At 61.8% G+C, this 21,320-nt stretch carries 17 protein-coding genes; 15 read left to right on the top strand and 2 right to left on the bottom strand.

The annotated features are described in order from the left end of the window. The 3 genes from MTR64_RS12560 to MTR64_RS12550 all read left to right on the top strand — a co-directional run. Positions 1–1,004: tetratricopeptide repeat protein (locus MTR64_RS12560; protein WP_243994342.1), on the top strand; the 1,004-nt coding region annotated here is incomplete at its 5' end. A gap of 712 nt (positions 1,005–1,716) precedes the next feature. After that, a complete protein-coding gene (locus MTR64_RS21480; protein ID WP_327194273.1) occupies positions 1,717–1,962 on the top strand; it encodes an Arm DNA-binding domain-containing protein in 246 nt (81 codons plus the stop codon). Continuing rightward, positions 1,904–2,287, top strand: coding sequence for a LysR substrate-binding domain-containing protein (locus MTR64_RS12550; protein ID WP_327194272.1), 384 nt, complete (start codon positions 1,904–1,906; stop codon positions 2,285–2,287). Before MTR64_RS21480 ends, MTR64_RS12550 begins: the two co-directional genes overlap by 59 nt. Positions 2,288–2,809: 522 nt before the next feature. On the opposite strand, the gene MTR64_RS12545 is transcribed toward MTR64_RS12550, so the two are convergent. After that, positions 2,810–5,158 carry a TonB-dependent receptor gene (locus MTR64_RS12545; RefSeq protein ID WP_243994338.1) on the bottom strand — a complete coding sequence of 783 codons (2,349 nt, stop codon included), beginning with the start codon at positions 5,156–5,158 and terminating at the stop codon, positions 2,810–2,812. A 225-nt stretch (positions 5,159–5,383) separates the two neighbouring features. On the opposite strand from MTR64_RS12545, the gene MTR64_RS12540 reads away from it, so the two are divergent. The 12 genes from MTR64_RS12540 to MTR64_RS12485 all read left to right on the top strand — a co-directional run bounded on the left by MTR64_RS12540 (position 5,384) and on the right by MTR64_RS12485 (position 20,769). Beyond that, entirely contained in the window at positions 5,384–6,076 is a 693-nt protein-coding gene (locus MTR64_RS12540; protein WP_243994336.1) for a TetR family transcriptional regulator, read from the top strand. A gap of 308 nt (positions 6,077–6,384) precedes the next feature. After that, positions 6,385–7,596 (top strand): DUF1254 domain-containing protein, encoded by a 1,212-nt coding sequence (locus MTR64_RS12535; protein WP_243994333.1) that lies wholly within the window; start codon positions 6,385–6,387, stop codon positions 7,594–7,596. Beyond that, complete coding sequence (locus tag MTR64_RS12530; protein WP_243994331.1) at positions 7,560–9,032, top strand: DUF1254 domain-containing protein; 1,473 nt, start codon at positions 7,560–7,562, stop codon at positions 9,030–9,032. The genes MTR64_RS12535 and MTR64_RS12530 overlap by 37 nt, the downstream gene beginning before the upstream one ends. 726 nt (positions 9,033–9,758) lie before the next feature. Then, positions 9,759–10,211 carry a MarR family winged helix-turn-helix transcriptional regulator gene (locus MTR64_RS12525; protein ID WP_243994328.1) on the top strand — a complete coding sequence of 151 codons (453 nt, stop codon included), beginning with the start codon at positions 9,759–9,761 and terminating at the stop codon, positions 10,209–10,211. After that, on the top strand, positions 10,208–12,295 hold the full coding sequence (locus MTR64_RS12520; protein ID WP_243994326.1) for an FUSC family protein: 2,088 nt from the start codon (positions 10,208–10,210) through the stop codon (positions 12,293–12,295). The genes MTR64_RS12525 and MTR64_RS12520 overlap by 4 nt, the downstream gene beginning before the upstream one ends. Beyond that, entirely contained in the window at positions 12,292–12,507 is a 216-nt protein-coding gene (locus tag MTR64_RS12515; RefSeq protein WP_243994324.1) for a DUF1656 domain-containing protein, read from the top strand. Before MTR64_RS12520 ends, MTR64_RS12515 begins: the two co-directional genes overlap by 4 nt. Beyond that, positions 12,504–13,406, top strand: coding sequence for an efflux RND transporter periplasmic adaptor subunit (locus MTR64_RS12510; RefSeq protein WP_243994322.1), 903 nt, complete (start codon positions 12,504–12,506; stop codon positions 13,404–13,406). Before MTR64_RS12515 ends, MTR64_RS12510 begins: the two co-directional genes overlap by 4 nt. Next, on the top strand, positions 13,406–14,824 hold the full coding sequence (locus MTR64_RS12505) for an efflux transporter outer membrane subunit (protein WP_243994320.1): 1,419 nt from the start codon (positions 13,406–13,408) through the stop codon (positions 14,822–14,824). The genes MTR64_RS12510 and MTR64_RS12505 overlap by 1 nt, the downstream gene beginning before the upstream one ends. Positions 14,825–15,267: 443 nt before the next feature. After that, on the top strand, positions 15,268–17,370 hold the full coding sequence (locus MTR64_RS12500; RefSeq protein WP_243994318.1) for a TonB-dependent siderophore receptor: 2,103 nt from the start codon (positions 15,268–15,270) through the stop codon (positions 17,368–17,370). 92 nt (positions 17,371–17,462) lie between these two features. Further along, positions 17,463–17,933: a hypothetical protein gene (locus MTR64_RS12495; RefSeq protein ID WP_243994316.1), complete on the top strand. Its 471-nt coding sequence runs from the start codon at positions 17,463–17,465 to the stop codon at positions 17,931–17,933. Continuing rightward, positions 17,918–19,402, top strand: coding sequence for a PepSY-associated TM helix domain-containing protein (locus MTR64_RS12490; protein ID WP_243994314.1), 1,485 nt, complete (start codon positions 17,918–17,920; stop codon positions 19,400–19,402). Before MTR64_RS12495 ends, MTR64_RS12490 begins: the two co-directional genes overlap by 16 nt. 209 nt (positions 19,403–19,611) lie before the next feature. After that, the gene (locus MTR64_RS12485) at positions 19,612–20,769 is read left to right on the top strand and encodes an FAD-dependent oxidoreductase (RefSeq protein ID WP_243994312.1); all 1,158 of its coding nucleotides are present in this window, start codon (positions 19,612–19,614) and stop codon (positions 20,767–20,769) included. 2 nt (positions 20,770–20,771) lie between these two features. On the opposite strand, the gene MTR64_RS12480 is transcribed toward MTR64_RS12485, so the two are convergent. Further along, positions 20,772–21,263: a hypothetical protein gene (locus tag MTR64_RS12480; protein ID WP_243994310.1), complete on the bottom strand. Its 492-nt coding sequence runs from the start codon at positions 21,261–21,263 to the stop codon at positions 20,772–20,774. Positions 21,264–21,320: the final 57 nt, after the last annotated feature.

Raw genomic sequence — 21,320 nt, 5'->3', positions numbered from 1 at the left:
CTGCGGGAGAAGAGATGCGTGCCCGGCTGGAAGTAGCAGGCAAGCAGGCGCAATGGGAACAGATCAGCGCGGCAGCTAATGATCGATACGAATACGGTGTAAGATTTGGTGCCCCTGAGGCGCTGGAGCGGGCCGTCACACTCTATCGCGACCGCGCCCTGCCGATGTACCCGAAACTCAGCCAAGAGTGGGCCGTGACCCAGAACAACCTCGGTAACGTGCATGGGGTGCAGGGAGATCGCACCAGCGGCAAGATGGGGCTAGCGTTACTGTCTAAATCAGAGGAAGCCTATGAGGCCGCGCTGCTGGTTCATACCGAAACGGCAAGCCCGGATCAGTGGGCCGCGATCCAGAACAACCTCGGCAATGTGTTTGGGGTTCAAGCGCAGCGCGCCAGCGGCGAGGTGGTGGAGGTGCTGTTAGCCCGCTCAGTAAAGGCCTTCGAAGCTGCGTTGCGGGTCAGAACCGAAGCGGGAAGTCCGGATGAATGGGCCGAGACCCAGAACAACCTCGCGATTGCGTTAAAGGATCAGGGCAAGCGTAAGGACGGTGCATTGGGGCTAGCACTCTTTGTCCGCGCGGAGGAGGTCTTAGAGGCCGCGCTGCGGGTCCGCACTGAAGCGACTAGCCCAGTTAAATGGGCTCAGACTCAAAACAATCTCGGTAATGTGCTCATGTTCCAGGCCGCGCGTTTAGACGGCGAGGCGGGACTCGTCCTTCTTGTCCGCGCGGAGGAGGCCTTAGAGGCCACGTTACGGGTCTATACCAAAGCGACAAGTCCGTATAGTTGGGCCGGAATCCAGAACAACCTCGGCAACGTTCTTAAGAAGCAAGGCGAGCGTACGGGCGGCAAGGCCGGACTTGCCCTGCTGGCCCGCGCGGTGGAAGCCTATGATGCCGCATTGTGGGTGTACAGCGGATCGGGTGCGACCCGCAATGCAGAGACAGTACAGCAAAATCTTGAGCGAGTGACGACTTTGATCCAGCAGCGAAGCGCGCCCTGACAATGCATGCCCTCAAGAGAAGTGGATCGTTTTCAAATCGGGTCTAAAATGTGGTAGCGATCTACCACAATGGCGAAATTCCTGCGCAGTTGACGCATTTCAGTCAAATTTGACGTGCGCTTTATCAGCCAAGTCAAATTTGATTGAAAAGCTGCCATGTGCCGAAACGCCCGGAATTGCTGGCTTTGCGGCTGTATTTTGTCGCGTACGGTGTGGGGTCTGGGGTCTAATCGGCAATTCTCGGGCCGGTAAACGCGCCCGAAGCGGATTTCCGGTTCTGCTCCGCACCGCCCTTGGGGTTGGCAAGCGGGGCGGCGCTCTAGCTGCCCCCAAATGCGCCAAGCAAGCGCATTTGGGGGTATGGTTGGGGGTATCTTGTGAAATTACCCGTCCAGAAATGTTAGAAATCTGCGATTTTAGGGGTTTTTCGTGATTCCCTTCACCTTCAAATATCACCCATATTATCGTATAAAGCCCGCAGAAAACGGGGACTTTTCGCCCCTTCTTGTCCGGGTTGGACCACCTGTTTCCAGCGACATCCACGTCAAAGTGGGGATCTTTTGGGGCTTTGCTCTCCCGGTTGGATCAAAGAGCCCCCCACCGTGGGGGCCTCAAGCGGGAAAGGCTCGGCAATGCCACTAACTGACGTCGCGATTCGTAACGCAAAACCAAAGTCCAATCCGTACAAGTCGGCGACAGTCAGGGCCTGTATTTGCTCGTCAAGCCAACAGGCAGCAAACTGTGGCGCGTAAAGTACCGGATCCATGGCAGGGAGAAGGCACTTGCCGTTGGCGCTTACCCGGCAGTCGACCTTGCTCATGCGAGGAGGCGTCGCGACGAAGCTCGTGGTCTGAGCCCGAAGTCTCTACCAGCTACGAGTAGAGCCTGCACCGGGTTTGATGCCAATGTGTGGATCATCGCACCCGTTGGGCGGGAGACAGGCGTGGGGCATCGATGACGTCCTGACCGAGCGATGGGTTGTCAGGGAAAAGGGATCGGATACCGGGCAGACACTCGCCACTGCCATGCGGCTGTACTTGAGCCGCTGGCGCATCGGCATGGAGCACCAGCAGATAGAGGCCATCCTCGAAATGGTGGCCGTCAGTTCGCTGATTGGTTGCTTCTCTCGCGTGGCAGCGCAGCCTCTCATTTCGCGGCGGCGGCTCGTCGAAATCAAGGTCCCCGAACTCGAGTTGCAGCGTCGCTTCTACGTCATGACACACAAGGCCAAGTACTTCACTGCCGGCATCCGCGCCTTTCTCGATATCTGTGAAGGCGTCTAATGGAGAAACCTCGGATTCCGCTGCCGGCCCGTTTCAGTCACACGGGGTATTGGCGGAGTCCCCGAAATTCGCGAGGTCCCGCGTGTCGACCTAGCGAGATCACATCCTCATGACCTCACCGAAGCACGTTGTTTTGTCTAAGATCGCTGCAGGCTTCACGGCGACGGTCTCTCTTTCCGGTACCGTCCGGCCGCCGTTTTTAGCAACTTCGAACTAGCCAGAAGCAGCCACAGTTCACAGCGGCGGGAACTAGCGGGATGTCCATTTGGCGAGATCGGAACTGGTGGACCAATCGAAGCGCTCGCGGGTTAGTGGTTGCCCAGAATGCGAAACATCCGCTCGCGCGGATTCCATTCCAATCAAACCAAGGTCAGTCGTTCCCGCAATAGCCGCACAGATCAGAGGGGCGACCAAAATCGCGGCGCATCCAGGGATCAATCAGCGATGCGTCGCAATATCGACATAAGAAATGGCCTGCCCGACCCAATGATCGAGCAGGCCAGAGGCTGTGGCGCTGGGAGGTTAGTAACGCCAGGTCAATTGGAGTTGCACGCTGCGCGGAAGGCTGATCAGACCAATCTGATCGGCGTGAATGCCCGCAGCCGTGCCCGTGCCGGAACCGGTGCCGGGACCATCGACGACGCCGGTGGCAACAAAGCGGTTGGTGAGGTTCTTGCCGATCAGCGCCAGGTCCCAGTGGTCCGCGAAGGACAACTTGGCGGTAGCGTCGACGGACAGGTAGCTGCTCTGGCGCGAATAGGGATTACCGAAGCCCGAAGGCAGATAGCTGTCGCTGTACTTGGTATCGACGGACAGGTTCAGCTTTGCAGAATCGGTGACCGATGTTTCGTAGGTGACACCGAACGTGCCCGTCCACGCCGGTGCCATCGCGGTTTCGGTGCCGCTGAGGTCCTGATAGCGATTGGGCAGCGAGCAGCCCTGCACGATCGTCTGGCCAGCATAACACGGTGCCAGGAAGTCCTCGTAGCGCGCATGATTGTAGTTGAGTGTCCCGCGCACTGACAGGCCCGGCACTGCATAAGGGGCGTACTGCACTTCCAGTTCCAGTCCCTTGGTGCGGACAGAACCGGCATTGATCGTGTTGAACGCAAACACAGAGCTGTCGAAGAAGTCGATCTGGAGGTTCTTGTAGCGGTAGGTGTACCCGATCAGGTTGAGGCGCAGCTGTCGGTCCAGAAGCGTCGTCTTGATGCCGCCTTCGAAACCTTCCGCCTTCTCCGGGCCGAACGTGAAATTATCGACGCTGGCAAGGACGGAATTGATGCCACTATTGGAAAAACCGCCCGACTTGTATGCCGTCTTGTAGGAGGCGAAGACGTTGATGCCTTCCGCCGGCTTCCATCGGATCGTCGCTTCCGGCGACCAGTTGTTGAACGTCTGGTCCGCACTCACCAGCACGCCGGGTGCGAACAACGCCAGCGAGGCATAAGGCTGGATGAACTCGCTCTTCTTGGTTTCGTGCGTGTAACGCACGCCGCCGGTGATCTCGACGCTTTCCACCGGCTTCAGGATTGCCTGGCCGTAGACCGCCAGCGTCTTGCCATCGGTGAAGGAGTTCTTCACGAACCCGGCGTAGCGGTAGCTGGGATCGGCAACAGCCGGATTGTCGGCACCCCCGTTGACGACGTACTGAACGAAGTCGCGACGCGTGTCCTGGAAGAGTCCGCCAATCATCACGTTCAGCGGGAACTGAAAGCTCGTCAGCGCGCGCAGTTCCGAGCTGAAGGCCCGCCAGCGCGAGTCTTCAACCGCCCATGTCGCCCCGGCGGTGGCCGAACCGAAATCACCATCGACCAACAGACGATTGCGGTTCTTCTGGAAATTCGTGACCGACGTGACGGTGAGCGCTTCACCAGAGTATTCCAGCGTGCCTGTCACGCCCCATGACGTATACTTGTTGAACTGGCTGCCATCGCCGGCCACGGGAATGGTGGCTGCGATGTCCGAAGGCATCGCGTTGTTGTAGACCGCGAAACGCTTGCCGCAGGACAGTGCCGTGTTGAACCAGGTATCGCCGCCATCGCACTCATAGGCGACGCGGTTGGAGGCGGGATTGTTGACCTTCGTGCGCGAATACGAGGCCTTGAGTGTCGCAGTGAGCCTGTCGGTCAGTTCGCTCTTGAGGGTCACACGCCCCATGAATTCCTTTTCGCCGGACACCTTGACCGGTCCTACCGGCTGCAGATGGCTGGTGACCAGTGCCGGATCCACCGTGCGGTCGGTGGTGATATAGGGGAGTTCCATGCCCTCGTTGCGGAAGTATCCGCCGCTCATCGAACTGCCGCGGACGGCCACGCGGATGCCCGTGGTGTCATTGATCGGCGTAGAGACAACGCCCTCACCATAAACAGTGCCGGACTTGAACTCGTAGCCGGTACGAAGACTGGCCTCGAATGCATTGCCCGGATCGTTGGTCGCGATGTTGATGACGCCGGCCGTCGCGTTCTTGCCGAAAAAGAGCGCCTGCGGCCCTTTCAGCACCTCAATGCTGCTCGCATCGAAGAAGCCCTCGTTGATGATCCGCCCCTGGCCATAGTAGACCCCGTCCACGACCACCGCGACGGACTGTTCGATACCGATGGAGCTGGGGGCCGTACCGATACCACGCAGCGTGATCTGGGCACCCGAACCCGTCGAGTTGCGTCCGACGGTGAGCTGGCCCATGCTGGCAGCAACCTTTTCGATGCTCGTCAGGTCGTAACGATCAATCTGCGCTGCCGAGATTGCCGTAACCGCGACCGGCACGTCCTGTGAGGTTTCCTGCCGCTTACGCGCCGTCACGACGATTTCCTCGACACCGCCGGTCTCTGCGCCTTGCGCGGAATCACTCTCCTGCGCGAATGCCGGCATGGCCGTTAAGGCTGCCAGCGGACAAGTCGCGAGCATCAATGCCCGGAACGCACGACGATTCCTCATAAACCCACTCCCAAACTGCAGCCAGCGGTTGCCGCCGGCCATTCCTCTGCTGTATTGCCTACAATAAGACGCATGGATTAATCCACCTGTCCTAAACATCAGGATGGAGATGGCGCGCGCACTTGTGGTCAAGGCGCTTCAGCCCCTAGGAAGGACAGCATGACTTCGAGAATCGGGCCGAAAATGCAGACAGACACCTCTGCCGCTGCCGCAGACACGCGCGAGAAGATCATTCTTGCCGCTGAACGCCTTTTCGGCGAACGCGGCATCGATGCCGTATCGCTACGCCAGATCCGTATCGAAGCCGGTCAGAATAACAACAGCGCCGTCCACTATCACTTCAAGGACCGGACCGAACTCGTCTCCGCGATCCTCGCGCTGCGCGTGGGCCAGATGGAGCCCGTCCGGCGCCGGATGCTCGACGATCTCGATCGGCGCGGCGGCAGGCCCGATCTGGAAAGTCTCATGAAAATTCTTGTTATTCCACAACTTGATATAACGGACGAAGCTGGTCGCCGTCCCTATATTCGTTTCACATCCGAATATCTTACCCGTTTTCGCGCGTCCGGGATCGGCCACCCTGGCGACAGTGCCCAGACGGCACCTGCACTCGCCGATTTGATGGAGCGCTTCTATGGCGAGTTGTTCTGGCTCGACCGGGACGTTGCCCTGATGCGCCTTACCGCAGCCACCCTTCTGTTCCTGAATCTGGTCACGCAGTGGGAGGCCGGGCTGACCTTTGCCGAACACCGACTGGACCTCGATCTGGTATCCGACGAGGCCTTGACCATGGCCGTGGCTGTGCTTGAGGCCCGGCCCAGCCGAACCTTGATGGAACGCTATCAGAAGTAAGAGGTGCGCTCGCCGCGTTCGTTCTTCTAGACCCAAATTAAGATATATGTCTTCATTGACGTTTGGGAAAGGAACGAATCATGGTCAGACCACGTTTGACGGCGTGTGCGCTCGTATTGGGACTCGCCAGCGCGTCGGGCGGGCTCGCTCAGGACGCGTCGCCGGACACCCGAAAGGCTTACGCGCCTTCTCAGGCAGACCAGTTTGCCTGGCCGACAAGGCCGGACCTGCTTCCCGCACCGGGATCGAGCCGGGAGACATACGCCAGAAACCTGGCCTATGACGCCACCATCTACGGCACGAGCGCCGTGCTGGAATACGCGCAGATGTATTCGCAGGCGCTGGACACGGCCGACGCGTCCTTCACGGGATTCAACCGGTTCGCCCATGACCGCAACCTGGCCCGTCCAGGATACGCTCCCTTCAAGACGCCGAATGCGGACACGCTCTATTCGAATGCCTGGCTCGATCTCAGCCATGGTCCAGTAGTTCTGAGTGTACCCGACGCAGGAACGACCTACTTTACGGTCAACTTCCTCGACATCTATGGGAATTCATCGAACATCAGCGCGCGTACGCGTGGATTCGGCCCGGGCAAATACGCGATTGTTCCGCTGGGCTGGGAGGGTAGCCTCCCCGACGGTGTTGAGAAATTCACCGTAACCACGCCTTATTGCTGGATCCTCATGCGGGTTCTAGCAAAGGACTTGAGCAACCCTGCGCGCGCCAGACAGGTCCAGAACGGTTTTACGCTGCAGCCGCTGTCACAACCGGATGGCCAGCAAGAGTCTTTCCCCGCCCCTGCTGGTTCGAGCGCTGAACAGTACCTCCGCGTGCTCGACTGGATCGTGCGCAATGCCGGCTATCCCGTCACGGAAACGGCACTCGTTCATCGTTACCGCGCGATCGGTGTCGGATTGGGGCCGGAGGCGATCGACAAGGCCTTCGCGGACCCGGATCTTGTGGCCGGTATCAAGGCGGGCCACGCGGCCGCACTGGAGGCGCTGGACAATTCGAGCCGGCTAAGTGGATACCCCGCCGCCACCTGGAAAATGCCCGCCGATACCGGAGCATACGGCTATAACTACTTCTACCGCGCAGCGATCAACACCCTGGGAACGGGCGCCAATGTTTCGATCGAGAACTACCCGTTCAATACCTTCGCCGACGGCGATGGCGATCCGCTGGACGGCGGGAAGCACGACTACCGTCTGACGTTCGCACCGCCTCCGCCGGCGCGCTTCTTCTGGTCGCTCACGCTCTACGATGCAAAAACCCGCGAACTGTCCGCGAACCCGATCGCGCGCTACATCATCAATGACCGGACTCCCGGCCTGGTTCGCACGGGGAGCGGTGCCATTCCGATTGCGATCCAGCACGAACGGCCGAAGGGCAAGAGCCTGAACTGGCTGCCTGCGCCGGACGGCCCCTTTTATCTCGTCATCCGGGCACAAGGCCCCGAACCGGCCCTGATTGAAGGAAAATGGCTGCCGCCTGCCGTCCAGAAGGTGAAGCCATGATGCGTAAGGTTACACTTCTCACGCTCGCAGGGCTGTTACTGGCAGCTCCGAGTTTCGCATCGGCACCTGCATCCGGTAACTGCGGCCGGCCACCACAATCGCTTGCCGGCGCAACCACCAACGAGGCCATCTTCGCAAAGGATGCGTGCGATCCCTATTCGCTGGCGGTCATGGCCTACATCTGGGGCAAGCCCTTTGTCGATTCAGCCAAGATCCGGGTCTTCTTCACAAAGCCCGACGATCCGCTTGCCTCCCGCCCCCCCTCAGTGGCAGGCGCAGCGCTCAACCGCTTCGGGCACGGACGGGTGCTGGCCGATCCGGTCAACAAGTCCGGCGTCGGCCCCAACAACGATACGCTATACAGCAACGCCACCTTTGACCTTCAAAGCGGGCCCTTCGTCGTTACCACGCCGAATTTCGGAGACCGCTATTATACCTTTTCGGTAGCGCACCCGGACAGTTCGACCTCGGCATCCTATGGCAGCCGAACGCATGGACCGAAGCTGCCCCAACTGTTCCTGCATGCGGCAGACTATCAGGGACCAATTCCTGTCGGCATGATCGAAATCAGCAGCGGCGATCGGTATCTTCACCTCTGGGGCAGAACCTTGATCCGTTCCGCCGATGACCTGCCAAAGGTTCACGCGTTGCAGGATGCCATAACCGTACAGCGCTACCGTGCCGATGGAACGCTTGAACCCGTCGGCGATCCTCCCGTCCAGCGCCAATGGCCTGCCGGAAATGACGGGCGCGCATTTTTACGTCAGCTCGCTGTGGCCATCGCGGACATGGACTTGTCGCCACAGGATCACGCCATGGCGTTGCGTCTCGCTCCACTGCTGAAGGCCGCTCAAGCGGATCAATGGCCTGCGGAAATACGCGGCAGGGCCATCGAACAGGGCATGATCGATGGCGAGGAAATCGCCACGCATGCGGCGCAAGGCTTCGGGATTTTGACGGGGGGGTGGAGCGTCAACCTGTCCGGTCCGCGCTTCGGCACCGACTGGCTGCTTCGCGCCGCCATCGCCAAGGACCAGATATTCGTGACGGTACCGGAAGAGGCCATCTACCCGATTGCGCGCACGTCCGCCGATGGCGTTCCCCTGGACGGTCACAGTCGCTACCGCATCCACTTCGATGCGCCACCGCCGGTCCGCTATTTCTGGTCGATCACGCTGTATGACGACTCAGGAACCATGGTTGCCAATCCGGTCGACCGCTACTCTGTCGGTAACCGCACCCCTGAACTGGCCCGGGCAGATGGCACATTGCGGGACATCGTCATCTCGAGCGGCCGGCCAAGGGACGCTGGCGCTCTCTGGCTGCCGGCTCCCGAGAGCAAATTCTATTTGATGATGCGCCTCTACGGGCCTGACGATAGTATTCAGACCGGCCAATGGCTACCACCGGCCATCGTAAAGCAGCCGACCAGCTAGCCGAGGATTGCTCGAGGCATTCGGAAGGCACAGCGGAAAATATGGCCGTTTTCGGAATGACGAAATGTGACCGCGAGCGTCCACTAAGGGTCGGACTCAGAAGCCGACACCGACTCAGCCCAATGTCCGCTATTCAATTTGTGTGACTGTAACCTGCCGCTCCGGAGTGTCCCAAAGCCAGCCCCCCTTGCATTCCGCCAGGTTCGTGAACGAAGGGCGCTTGCAGGAAATGGAACCGGACCGTCAAGCAGGGGCTATGGCAGTGAGAAGTGCTTTTTCATCTCGACAGACTTCTGGTTATCTTCCCATGAGATCACGGCTCCATCCGAATCATAGCCATCCCAGTCCGCGGCAATCCAACTACAGCCAAAAGATTCCGGGGATTGGCCGGGGGGCCTTTTAGCTGTAGTTGGATTTTACAACCCATTGATATAACGTTATAAAAATAGCGGAATTAAATCCCCTTCACCCACTCCAATTTCCGGTTCAGCAACGTTCGTTTCTGTCTGGACGTACCCCCAAAAAATCCATGGTATTTAGCGCTAGTCAGGCCGCGAGCGTTCACCCGAGTTCACATTCAGCCGCCAGCCGGCGAGGGAAGCGGATCGCGGGAATCATTGCCAACCGCCGCTCCGCCTGAACGGTTGCGTTCCGGGGGATCTTTGCGTCGAAAAACGCAACTGACATTGCCTTGCGATATATAGTTAGCACGCTAACTAATTACTTATGCCAGATCGCGATTCCCTCTATGATGCCCTGCCAGGGCAAATCCTTGGCCTGGCACGATCATGGCGGCAGCTGGCGGATCGCGTCCTGGCCTCTTTGGAGATATCGAACTCCACCGGGTATGCTTTGCTGCACCTTGAACGACTTGGTGACGGCGTGCGCCAGTCCGATCTGGCAAGAGAGATCGGCATCACCGAAGCCTCGCTTGTGCGCACTCTCCAGCACCTGGAAAGGGTCGGTCTCGTCTGCCGTGAGGCCGACCCCGGAGACGGGCGCGCAAAAGCCCTGCGGCTGACCGCCGACGGCAGGCGGCTGGCACGGCTGATCGATACCCGCCTGATCGAACTGCGTCACGAATTGCTGCATGACGTGAGCAGTGAGGACCTGCAGACGACGCTGAATGTTCTCGAACGTGTCGCTGCCCGCATTGCCGAAAAGTGCCCCCGCCCATGATGCAGCGATGGGGGATCGACGCCGCCGTGTTCAGCCTCAAGTGCTATGCGGCGGCCATGCTGGCGACGTTCGTCGCGTTTTCGATCGGGCTGGAACGACCTTATTGGGCTTTCCTGACGGCCTATATCGTCTCGGGACCGCTGGCAGGCGCCGTTGTTTCGGGCGCGATTTTCCGGCTTATCGGTTCGGTTGCAGGGGCAGCCTTCGTGGTTTTTGCCATCCCGCCGGTCATCCAGAGCCCGGTGGTCATGACAGCGGTCATGGCCGGGTGGCTGGGTCTGTGCGTGTTCCTGTCGCTGCTCGACCGGACGCCGACCTCGTACATGTTCGTTCTGGCCGGATACACGGCAGGCCTGATCGTATGGCCGATTGTCGATGCGCCCGCGCATATCTTCGACGTGGCGGCCCTGCGCGTGCAGGAAATCGCCATAGGCATCATCTGCTCCGCGCTGGTGCACGGGGTCGTGCTGCCCAACTCCGTGACCCGGTTTCTGCGGTCCCGGACGCAGGGGATCGTGCGCGATGCCGAAATCTGGAGCCACGAAACGCTCGGGCTCGAGCCCCGTCCCGGCGTCGACGCGGAACGGCGCCGGCTGGCACAGGACGTCACCGAACTGCACCAGCTTTCCGTTCACTTGCCTTTCGACACTGGTGGCCCCGCACCACGGATTTCCGTGGTCAGGGCGCTCGAGCACGAACTGGCCAAGCTGATGCCGCTGGGCGCGGCCATTGCCGACCGGATCGCCGCCTTGCGCGCGCACGACAGATTGCCGGAAAGCACCGTCCAGCTACTTCACGAGGCGCGCGAATGGGTGGATAGGCTGGACGATGATCTGGTGCGCATTGAGGAGACAGGCGCAGCCCTGACCGCCAAATGCGCCGCGCTGGAACCGGAAATAGATGCGGACAGCGGCTGGTCCGCCCTGCTGCACATGAGCCTGCTCGCCCGCCTGAACAGCCTGATCGAGGCACATGTCGACTGCCGGGTCCTGAAAGCCCAGTTGGCAACACAAGACCGTCGCCCCGTCTCGCCGCGCATCCCCGGACTCCTCACCGCGATCGGCGAGCGGCCGCTGCATCGCGACACCAGCGGCGCGCTGCGCGGCGCGGCCGGAGCGGCGCTGACGGTGATCATCGGCTGCACATTGTGGTACTTCAGCGGCTGGCCGGAAGGCGGCACGTTCGTCATGCTCGCGTCGGTCTTTCCCGCACTCTTTGCAGCGATGGACAATTCGCTGCCACCGGTCGTCGGGTTCTTCAAGGGCTCCGTGATCGCGATGCTGCTGGGCACGCTCTACGGTTTCGTCATCTTGCCAGAGCTCGATGGCTTTCCCGAAATGGCCCTGTCCCTTGCCCCCGTCCTGCTGATCCTGGGGGCCTTGCTGAGTGTGCCGCGCTATATCGGCATTGCGCTTCCTGCACTTCTGGGCGTGGGCGGTCCCTTCATTATCTCGGAAAAGTACGGAACTGATCTTGGCCCCGGCATTCCCGCCAATTTCGCCACCTTCCTGAACAGCCAGATCGCCACGCTGGCCGCGATCCTGTTTGCGGGGATCATGATCCGGATTCTGCAAACGGCGGGTATCGAACATGCCATCGCGCGAACCTTGCGAGCGGGCTGGCAGGATCTTGCCGAACGCAGCAACCGCTGGGATCCGCCCAATGTGCAGGCCTGGATCTCCCGCATGCTGGACCGGCATGCCTTGCTCGGTCCGCGCCTTGCCGCCACCGGGAAACTTGCCGGCGAGCCGCTCTACGATATCCTGCGGGACTTGCGCATCGGAGTTGCCATCGGTGAACTGCGCGTGCTGCGCAACGGGATCGATCCCGCAAGGCAAGAGGCGGTAACGCGCGTGCTCGCGGCAGTCGGGGAATACTACCGGCGCCTGGTCCCGCACAAACCACCGCCGCCCGATCCAGAGCTGCTTGCCGGCATCGATGCCGCGTTGCGCCGGTTCAACGGCGATGCGCGGGCAATATTCAGGCGCCAGGCCATCTTGCCGCTCGTCACTTTGCGTCGCACCCTTTTCGCCGATGCCGCACCGTTCACGGGCAGTCCGGCCAGCCCCGGAGACCCGTCATGAACGGAGAATTCGCGATCCACGGCGTTTTCCTGCCGACACTGCTTGTCTTCGGCGTGATCGCCTCGGTCTGCACCTTGCTGTTGATGCGGCTGGCCGACCGCGTCGGCCTTTACCGTTTCGTCGCCTACCGCGCGCTTGTCGACCTGGCGCTTTACGTCATCGTTTTCGGTGCCGTTGCCTTCCTCGCCCCTCATTTCGGTTTCGCCCCATGAAGAACATTCTTGCCCGCTTCGACCGCAGCGCCGCCACGATCGTCATTGTGCTCATTGCCACTGCCGTGGCGGTCTGGATGTGGAACCACTACGAACACCGTCCCTGGACGCGCGACGGTCGGGTGCGCGCCGACATCGTGCGCGTGACGCCGGACATTTCCGGCCTCGTCACGTCCGTCGCAGTGCATGACAACCAGACCGTGAAGGCAGGCGATCTTCTCTTCGTACTGGACAGGCCGCGCTACACACTGGCGGTGGAGCAGGCTCGCGCCGCAGTCGCAAGCGCCAGGGCTACGCTGGGACAAGCCCGCCGCGAGGCTGGCCGCGACCGCGCATTGGGCGATCTGGTTGCCGCCGAAACCCGCGAACAGGACGAGGCGCGGGTCTCCACGGCGGAGGCTGCACTGGCGGAAACGCGCAGTGCCCTCGATGGGGCACTGCTCAACCTGAAGCGTACGCAAGTGCGCGCCTCCGTCGATGGAACCGTTACCAACCTCGACCTGCATCCGGGCGATTACCTTGCCGCCGGAAACCAGGCGATGGCGCTTGTCGATACCGCCTCGCTGCGTGTCGAAGGCTATTTCGAGGAAACCAAACTGCCGCTGATCCACGTGGGCGCGCCCGTGACCGTCAAGCTGATGGGCGAAGACCAGGCCCTGCATGGCCGGGTGGAAAGCATCGCGGCCGGCATCAATGACGATTCCCGCGGCACCTCGGGCAATCTCCTGCCCGATGTCGAAGCGACCTTTTCGTGGGTTCGTCTTGCCCAGCGTATCCCGGTGCGCGTGAAGCTGACGGACGTGCCTCAGGGCGTGCGCCTGATCCCGGGTCGCACTGCGACCGTGACAGTCGATGCCGAAGCGGCGAAGAGCGCGCAGTCGAAGGAGAAGGCCCGGTGATGCGTGCCCCGTCTCTGCTGCCGGTCGCGACACTGGCATTGGCACTAACGCTCTCCGGGTGCGCCGCCGCCGGTCCGGACTATGTTCTGCAAAAGGATGCCGCAGCCCGCGCGCCGTCCGCACAGGGCCGGTTCCTCTCCGCCCAGGGCCCGGCCTTTGAGAGCGAGGCGCTGCCCGACCGCTGGTGGCATCTCTACGAGGACCCCCGGCTCGACGCGTTGATCGGACAGGCCCTTTCGGCCAATGCCGACTTGCGTGAGGCCGACGCCAACTTGCGCCGTGCGGATGCATTGGTGCGGGAAGCCGCGGGGCAGCGCTCGCTTTCGACCACTGCCCACGCCGACGCCGGCATCGAACGCGACTATTCGACGGATTCGGCCGGTACGAACCTGCCGGGCGTGATAACCTACGGCCTCGGCCTGAGCTTGTCCTATCCACTCGACCTCAAGGGCAAATTGCGTCGCGCCATCGAAGCGAGCGAAGCGGACCGGGATGCGGTGGCGGCTGCACGCGATGCCGTGCGCATCAGCGTCGCCGCCTCCACAGCGCGAGCCTATGCCGGCGTCTGCGCGGCCAATTACCAGATCGCCACGGTCGAAAAGGTCATCGTACTCCAGCAGGAAACGCTGGACGCCACGCAGCGCCTTCAGAAAGGCGGACGCGGCACCGCGTTCGACGTCAGCCGCGCCGGCACCGCTGTGGAGACGAGCAAGGCCAGCCTGCCCGCACTCATGGCAGCGCGCCGTAACGGGCTGTACCTGCTCGCTGCACTGCTTGGCCGTCCACCTGCCGACTATCCGCACGATGTGGAGGACTGCGCAACATTGCCGCGCCTGCCACTGCCAATGCCGGTGGGAGACGGTACCGCGCTGATCCGGCGGCGCCCCGGCATCCGTCAAGCCGAACGCACGCTGGCTGCCTCCACGGCCCGCATCGGCGTCGCCATGGCCGACCTCTATCCCCAGGTGAGCATTGGTGGTGGCCTCGTCAACGGCGGTCAATTGGCGGACATCGGGTCCTCGCACAGCTTCGGTTTCAGCCTTGGCCCGCTACTGAGCTGGAGCTTTCCCAACCGTCCCGTAATCAAGGCCCGGATCGATGCGGCCAACGCGCAGACCGAGGCCGATCTCGCCCATTTCGACAGCGTGGTGCTGGAAGCCCTGCGCGGCACCGAAGTTGCACTGGAAACCTACGCCCGCGGCCGCGAAAGAACCGAGGCGCTGCGCAGGGCTGCCGCCAGCGCACAAGTCTCGGCGGACCAGGCCGGCAAACTCTTCCACTTCGGCCGAAGCGATTTTCTTTCATTGCTGAGCGCGCAAGGCGCACTTGCAACAGCACAGGTGAACTACGCTGCCGCTCAGTCCGAACTGGTCGACCGGCAGATCGCAGTTTTTCTCGCTCTTGGCGGGGGCTGGTAACCGGCGGACAGCAACATGTGAGCGCTGGCGCCGCATGGCGGCTGTTCAGCGTGTCCGTCCCGCTTGCCGAAAGCGGTAGGCCACGCGTCTTCCGTTGAGCATTGAATCGCAGCGAACAAGCCGCTCCAGGAAAAGCCTGAGCGCGCGAAAGCACGCGGAAAAGCCAACATCGGAACTTGGGTCGCCCCATGACGAGGGCAACACATTTGCCTTCGGCCCGGGCAGGGTCTCACCCGGGTCTGCGGACGAGCCCGTTTCCATTTCAGACACTGCCGAATTCCGGAAAATGCCACCCCTCTATTGATTGATAAGGTTCGACGCCCTTATGAGAGCACTATTATTGCGAGTGATTCGCGTTAGCATCATAGGAGCCGTCAATGCACTTAGCCCAGCCCACTTCGCTTCCGAGGAATTGGCGCCCTGTCCTGTTGCGGCGCGGCTCCATGGCAGCAGTGGCACTACTGGCCGGGGAGTTTGCAGTTGGCGCAGCCCATGCTGCAGATTCAGGACCTCAACTCCGGAATGGCGAGATCGTCGTTACTGGCGCCATTCCCGACGACTACGTGATCAAGGGTCAAGGCTCGACAGCGCGCCTCGACCTTTCCCTGCGCGAGACACCGCAGGCCGTGAGCATCGTGACCCGCGCCCAGATCGAGGACTTTCAACTCGATACCGTGGATGACATCCTGCGCCAGACGACCGGCGTGAACGTCGAAAGCTCGGAAACGGACCGCACCTACTACAACGCCCGCGGATTCGACATCGTCAACTTCCAGTTCGACGGTATCGGCCAGCCGCTCAGCTATGGCCTCCAGACCGGACAGATCGACACCGCCCTGTTCGACCGGGTGGAAGTGGTGCGCGGTGCCACCGGTCTGCTGTCGATGACCGGCAATCCCTCCGCCGCCATCAACTTCGTCCGAAAGCGGCCAACCACTGAACTTGGCGGTTATGCCACGCTGAGCTACGGCTCGTTCGATCACATCCGCGGCGATGTAGACGTCAACACCCCGCTCACCAGCGACGGCAGCATCCGCACACGCTTCGTGGGCGCCTATGACAGCGGGGACTCTCATCTCGACTACTACCACAGCTCGCGCCTGACCCTTTACGGTGCCGCCGCCGCAGACCTTGGCCCGGACACGGTTCTTACCGCAGGCTATTCCTGGCAGGAGACCGATCCGCGCGGCGCAAGCTGGGGCGCGCTGCCATTCCTCTATGCCGATGGCTCGACCACCAGCTATTCGCGCTCTGCCAATACCGCGCAGCCGTGGTCGCGCTGGGATACGATCGACCGCAACTTCTTTTCCGACATAGTCCATGATTTCGGCGGCGGCTGGCAAGCCAAGGTCTCGGTCCTGCGCCGGGCACGCGATCAGGACGCCAAGCTGTTCTATGTCTATGGTGCACAGGATCAGGAAACCGGTCTTGGCCTCTATTCCTATCCCGGAGCCTATCTCGACAGCCTGCGCGAGACGACGATCGATGCCCACGTGACCGGCAAGCTGCGCCTTGCCGGGCGTGAGCACGACGTGGTTCTGGGGGTAAACTACGGCCGGTCCGATCTGACCGAAAGCGAGGCGACAGACGCCAGCGCGATCGGCGTTTCGCTTCCCGGCAGCACGGCATTTTCAGGCACGTTCCCGTACCCGGACTGGAGCGCCTACTCACTGCGCGCCGACTACACCACCAGGATCACGAGCGCTTATGGCCTCCTGCGTCTGTCACTGGCCGATCCGGTCAAGGTCATGCTCGGCGGAAACGTGACCCACGCCGAGCGCACCGGCACCTCCTACAGCACACCTTACGCCTTCGACCGCACCAAATTCCTTCCCTTTGCTGGCCTGACCTTCGACCTGACCGGCAACCTTACCGCTTATGCCAGCTATGCCACGATCTTCAGTCCGCAAGTCTACCTGGACCAGAACGGCTCGGTCCTCGACCCTCTCGAAGGAAATACATTCGAAGCCGGTCTCAAAGGCGAATGGAACAGCGGCAAGCTGACCGCGGGCATCGCGCTGTTCAAGACCAATCAGAAGAATGTAGCCGAATCGCTCGGATTTGACGCGACGCTGGGCCAGACCCTCTACGAAGGCGTCGATGCCGCATCGAAGGGCGTCGAGGTTGATATCGCGGGTGAAGCCATGCCGGGCCTGCAGCTCACGGGCGGCTACGCCTATGCGCATATCGAGGACGATGAAGGCAATGCCGCGCGCACCTTCATCCCGCGCCACACGGTGAGAGTCAGCGCGATCTATTCTCCGCCCTCGTTTGACAAGCTGCGCATGGGCGTATCCGCGCGCTACCAGAGCAAGATCCATCACGTTTTCGAGGCCTTCACCGCCGATGGCGAAGACGCCGTGGTGAGGCAGAAGGGCTACGCCATCGTCGATCTGATGGCCCGCTACCAAGTACTCAAGAATGTATCTCTGTCGCTGAACGCCGATAACGTGACCAACGTGAAGTACTGGTCCAGTCTGCAATGGGATCAGGCCTATTACGGGGCGCCCCGCACGGTCAGCGGCACGATCGGCGTAAACTTCTGACCATGACCGTGCTCGCCCTCACCGGTGCATTGCTGTTGTGCGCGTCCGGACCATGGCTGCTGCGATACGGATGGCAATACAGGCGCCCGCCCGTGATTATGGCATGGGTGGCCATGGCCTCTGCCGCCATCACGCTGATGTCCGGTGAAGGGGCCTGGGGCCTCGCGGCAGGCACGACAGCCACCATGGCCAGCGCCTCGCTGGTACTGGCCCACGCTGCGCTGACCACGCCTCCGCCAGGGTGCACGACGCGGGACAGGGTTGCGCTTCCGCTTCCGCCCGTACCGGTCAGCTGGCCAGATGCCTGCCGTCGTCTGGGCGTCTTCGGGATTGTCGTGGTGCTCGATCTTGCTGCTTCGCTGTGGCTTGCATGGACAGTGCAGCGGGCCCTGTTCCGTGCAGGCATCAGCGAAGCCAACACCACGGCACTGGCGCTGTTCCTCTGCCCGTTGCTGTGGCTTGCCGCAGCAAGCTGGCAGATGATCTGCACCCGGCTGGCCGCAATGGCCATGGCGCCCCTCGCGGCTCTGATTCTGGGAAGCATCGTATGGCTGACGGTATAAAACGGGCCGGAGCACTCGTAAGGCGAGCCCTGTCAGGCCATGCCGCGATCGGCCTGCTGATCAGTGCAGCGCTCTATCTCGTGTGCTTGTCCGGCGCCTTGGCCGTTCTCCAGGAATATCTGCAGCGCTGGGAGGAACCGGCCGCCGCAGAGATGCCTTCCATCAGCCCCATCGCTGCGCAACACGCTCTGGAAAGCATCGTCGCGCGGCAGGGCAAGCCAACCACCCATGCCTTCATCCACCTGCCGACGGATGGCCTGCCGCGCGTCGTCATCACCACGGACAATGGCGCGGCCTATGTCGATGCATCCGGCAACTACGACGCGCCGGAAGCGCACGTCTGGACGGAATTCGTCCTGTTCCTCCATTATTACCTGAACCTGCCGCAGTTCTGGGGGCTTCTGGCCACCGGCACGCTGGGAGTAATGCTCTGCGGCGCGACCGTGACAGGGGTGCTGGCCCATCCGCGCATCTTTCGCGACGCCTTCCGCATGCGGTTGCGCGGACGGCCGCAACTGAGCCGCTCGGACCTGCACAATCGCTTCGGCGTCTGGCTGCTTCCCTTCGTTGCAGTCCTTGGATTTACCGGCGCGATCCTGGGCCTTGGAGAACTGGTCTTTCTCGGTATCGCGCAGGAACGCTATCAGGGCGAATTCGAGGCCTCTTATGCCCCGCTGTTCGGCGCGGAACCCAAGGCCGATACCCGGCCGGCGCCCATGGCCCGTGCCGATCGCGCTCTTGCCTGGATGGCAGAACATCAACCGCAGCATCGCGTCACCTACGTGACCGTCGAGGATCCCGGCACCACCGGCCAGCGCATAGAAGTGCTCGCCAGCCACGACCGCCGCCTGATCTACGGTGAAACCTATCTGTTCGACGGTCAGGGGCAGTATCTGGGGCACGTTGGCCTTTCCGACGGACCAAGCGGCAGGCAAGCGATCGCCTCGATCTACAAACTGCACTTCGGCACCTTCGGCGGCGCGCCGGTCGTGCTTGCCTATTTCGTCTTCGGACTTGCCCTGTGCGCGGTCATCTCCACCGGCACAACTCTCTGGCTGATGAAGCGCCGCTCGCGCGGCTATCCTTCACCAAGGCTCGAAGCGATGTGGGGCGCAGTCATCTGGGGCAGCCCTATGGCGATCGTCCTCGTCTATTGGTTGCGCACATTCGCAGGTGCCCAGGCTCCGCTAGTCCCGGTATTCTGGGGGATACTCATGCTCTGTTGCCTGCTGGCAGCGGTCCGGCCGGGTGAACCCACCTTGCGGCGCCAGCGCGCGGCCCTTGGCTGCGGGCTTTTTGCTACCGGTGTCGGGCACTTCGCTCTTGCGAGTGCCCACCCCGCAAGTTCGGTTGTGATCGATGCATCGCTGGCCTTGGCAGGCACAGTGCTTGTGCTTCTCGCACTGGAACGGCGCAAATCAGGCAAAGCCGGCGAACGCAAACCTTCATTGACGCCACTGCCCAAATGATCTTGCGATGAATGGAAGTAGCGGAACGCGTTCCTGCCATTGTTCCGAGCGGCCGGCAGACACGGCCTCGCCTCTCAGCCAAATGGCTTCACTGTACCCCATTGCAGGTCGGCCGGGGCTCTGCGCTGCATCGCCGCAACTCCAAACTTGCATTCCATGGCGAGCGCGCCATGATCGGCGCATCACCATAAATCCGGGGGGAACACATCATGCTCGACAGGCGTAGCCTGATCGTTGGCGGCAGCCTTGCTGCGCTTGCCGGACCAACAGTTTTGCGCGCGCAGACGGGCCGCTTTGCGCTGCCCGAACCGCTCATTCCCGTCGATGCGCGGCGCGACCGTATGTATCGCGTCACAGTCTGTTTGCGGCCGTTCCGCGCCGCGGGCCCGCGGATCGAGGCCGAGAGGATAAGCGGCAAGACCGTAGTGCACCACTATGGCCATGGCGGCAGCGGCTGGTCGCTGAGCTGGGGGTCGGCGCAGCAGGCGGTACCGCTGGCGATCGCAACAGGTGCAAGGGACATTGCCGTTATCGGCGCGGGGGCCATCGGTCTCACCAGCGCAATAACGGCGCAGCGCATGGGTGCGAAGGTTACCATCTACACCAAGGAGCGCTTTCCCCAGATCCGCTCGGGCTATGCGACGGGGTCGTGGACGCCGTCCTCGCGCATCGGCATGGAAGATCAGGTCGCGCCCGGTTTCGGCGACTGGTGGGAGAAAGTGGCGCGGGCGAGCTATGCCATGCACCAGAGCTATCTGGGTGTTGCAGGCAGTCCCGTCGAATGGACGCCCCGCTGGTTCCTGAGCGACGAGCCGCCCGGGCCGCACAAACCGTCGACTCCCGATGGGCGGCCACGGTTCCTCGAGCTGGATCATGTTACCGGCGATCTCGTCCCGGACATGCAAAACGTCGCGCCAGAGGACAATCCATTCGCCATTCCCTATGCGCGCCGCAACACACAGATGACCTTCAACGTCGCGCAATATTGCCGGCAGCTCGAAGCGGAGTTCGAAGCGAGCGGCGGACGCTTCGTTCATGCTGAACTGGAGAGCGTCAAGGATCTGCGGCACATCCGGGAAACAACGATCCTCAATTGCACCGGCTATGCGGCGCGGGCCTTGTTCGGCGATGAGAGCATAGTGCCGGTGCGCGGGCAGATCGCCTGGCTGCTGCCCCAGCCGGGCGTCAACTATGGCGTCTTCTATAATCACCTTTACGTACTGGCCCGGCGTGACGGCATCGTCGTTCAGGCGCTGGGCGAGAACGACTACTTCGGTTTCGACGACCCCGACGAGACGCCGGATATGGCAGCGGCCGTGGCAGCGATCGACCAGGCGGGGATGATGTTCCGGCCAAAATCGATTTGAAGTCAGGATCTGTTATGGCCCCGGCGATGCTCAAGCCGGGCAATGAAGACCGGTTCAGTCACTGGCACACCTGGCAGGCAGTTTGCGTTGGCAGCGCCCATCGGCGCGCAAAAAAGTGAAATCTGGGCCGTATAAACAGCGAAAATACGCTGAAATATAATGATGATCCTCTGGGCTGAGACACCGCAATGACGCGCACGGATCAAGAAGCGCAACGCTGAAAATTCCAACTGAGGCACTACCGTTCTGCAGGTGCCTGCGTGGCCGCCGCCGCGCGCTCCGATGCAGACGATCCCGTCCACACCGGCCGATGCGGCTTTTTCGGCGAAGCGAATCGTCGTCGCGTCGTGAAAATGCAGCAGGCCATGGTCCTGTGCCAGCGGCGCATTGACGGTAGGATCGCCGACCGACGTCACGATGATATCCGCTTTGCAGCATGCAATGACCAGATCGGTACCGCTGACAAGGAACATCGGCGCCGCGATCCCGCCCAAGCGGTTCGCGCCTGCCCGGATTATCACTTTACCTGTACGGGCGGCAGGCTGCAGCGA

Source organism: Novosphingobium album (ex Hu et al. 2023), assembly GCF_022832385.1.
Classification (GTDB): Bacteria; Pseudomonadota; Alphaproteobacteria; order Sphingomonadales; family Sphingomonadaceae; genus Novosphingobium; species Novosphingobium album.
The sequence above is the reverse complement of the archived record's forward strand: the minus strand, read 5'-3'. Positions and strand labels throughout refer to the sequence as shown.

Coding starts and splice junctions, on each gene's coding strand:
- MTR64_RS12550 (WP_327194272.1), top strand. CDS start 1,904: ATGCCAATGTGTGGATCATCGCACCCGTTGGGCGGGAGACAGGCGTGG.
- MTR64_RS12545 (WP_243994338.1), bottom strand. CDS start 5,158: ATGCCGGCATTCGCGCAGGAGAGTGATTCCGCGCAAGGCGCAGAGACC.
- MTR64_RS12540 (WP_243994336.1), top strand. CDS start 5,384: ATGACTTCGAGAATCGGGCCGAAAATGCAGACAGACACCTCTGCCGCT.
- MTR64_RS12530 (WP_243994331.1), top strand. CDS start 7,560: ATGGCTGCCGCCTGCCGTCCAGAAGGTGAAGCCATGATGCGTAAGGTT.
- MTR64_RS12525 (WP_243994328.1), top strand. CDS start 9,759: ATGCCAGATCGCGATTCCCTCTATGATGCCCTGCCAGGGCAAATCCTT.
- MTR64_RS12520 (WP_243994326.1), top strand. CDS start 10,208: ATGATGCAGCGATGGGGGATCGACGCCGCCGTGTTCAGCCTCAAGTGC.
- MTR64_RS12515 (WP_243994324.1), top strand. CDS start 12,292: ATGAACGGAGAATTCGCGATCCACGGCGTTTTCCTGCCGACACTGCTT.
- MTR64_RS12510 (WP_243994322.1), top strand. CDS start 12,504: ATGAAGAACATTCTTGCCCGCTTCGACCGCAGCGCCGCCACGATCGTC.
- MTR64_RS12505 (WP_243994320.1), top strand. CDS start 13,406: ATGCGTGCCCCGTCTCTGCTGCCGGTCGCGACACTGGCATTGGCACTA.
- MTR64_RS12500 (WP_243994318.1), top strand. CDS start 15,268: ATGGCAGCAGTGGCACTACTGGCCGGGGAGTTTGCAGTTGGCGCAGCC.
- MTR64_RS12490 (WP_243994314.1), top strand. CDS start 17,918: ATGGCTGACGGTATAAAACGGGCCGGAGCACTCGTAAGGCGAGCCCTG.
- MTR64_RS12485 (WP_243994312.1), top strand. CDS start 19,612: ATGCTCGACAGGCGTAGCCTGATCGTTGGCGGCAGCCTTGCTGCGCTT.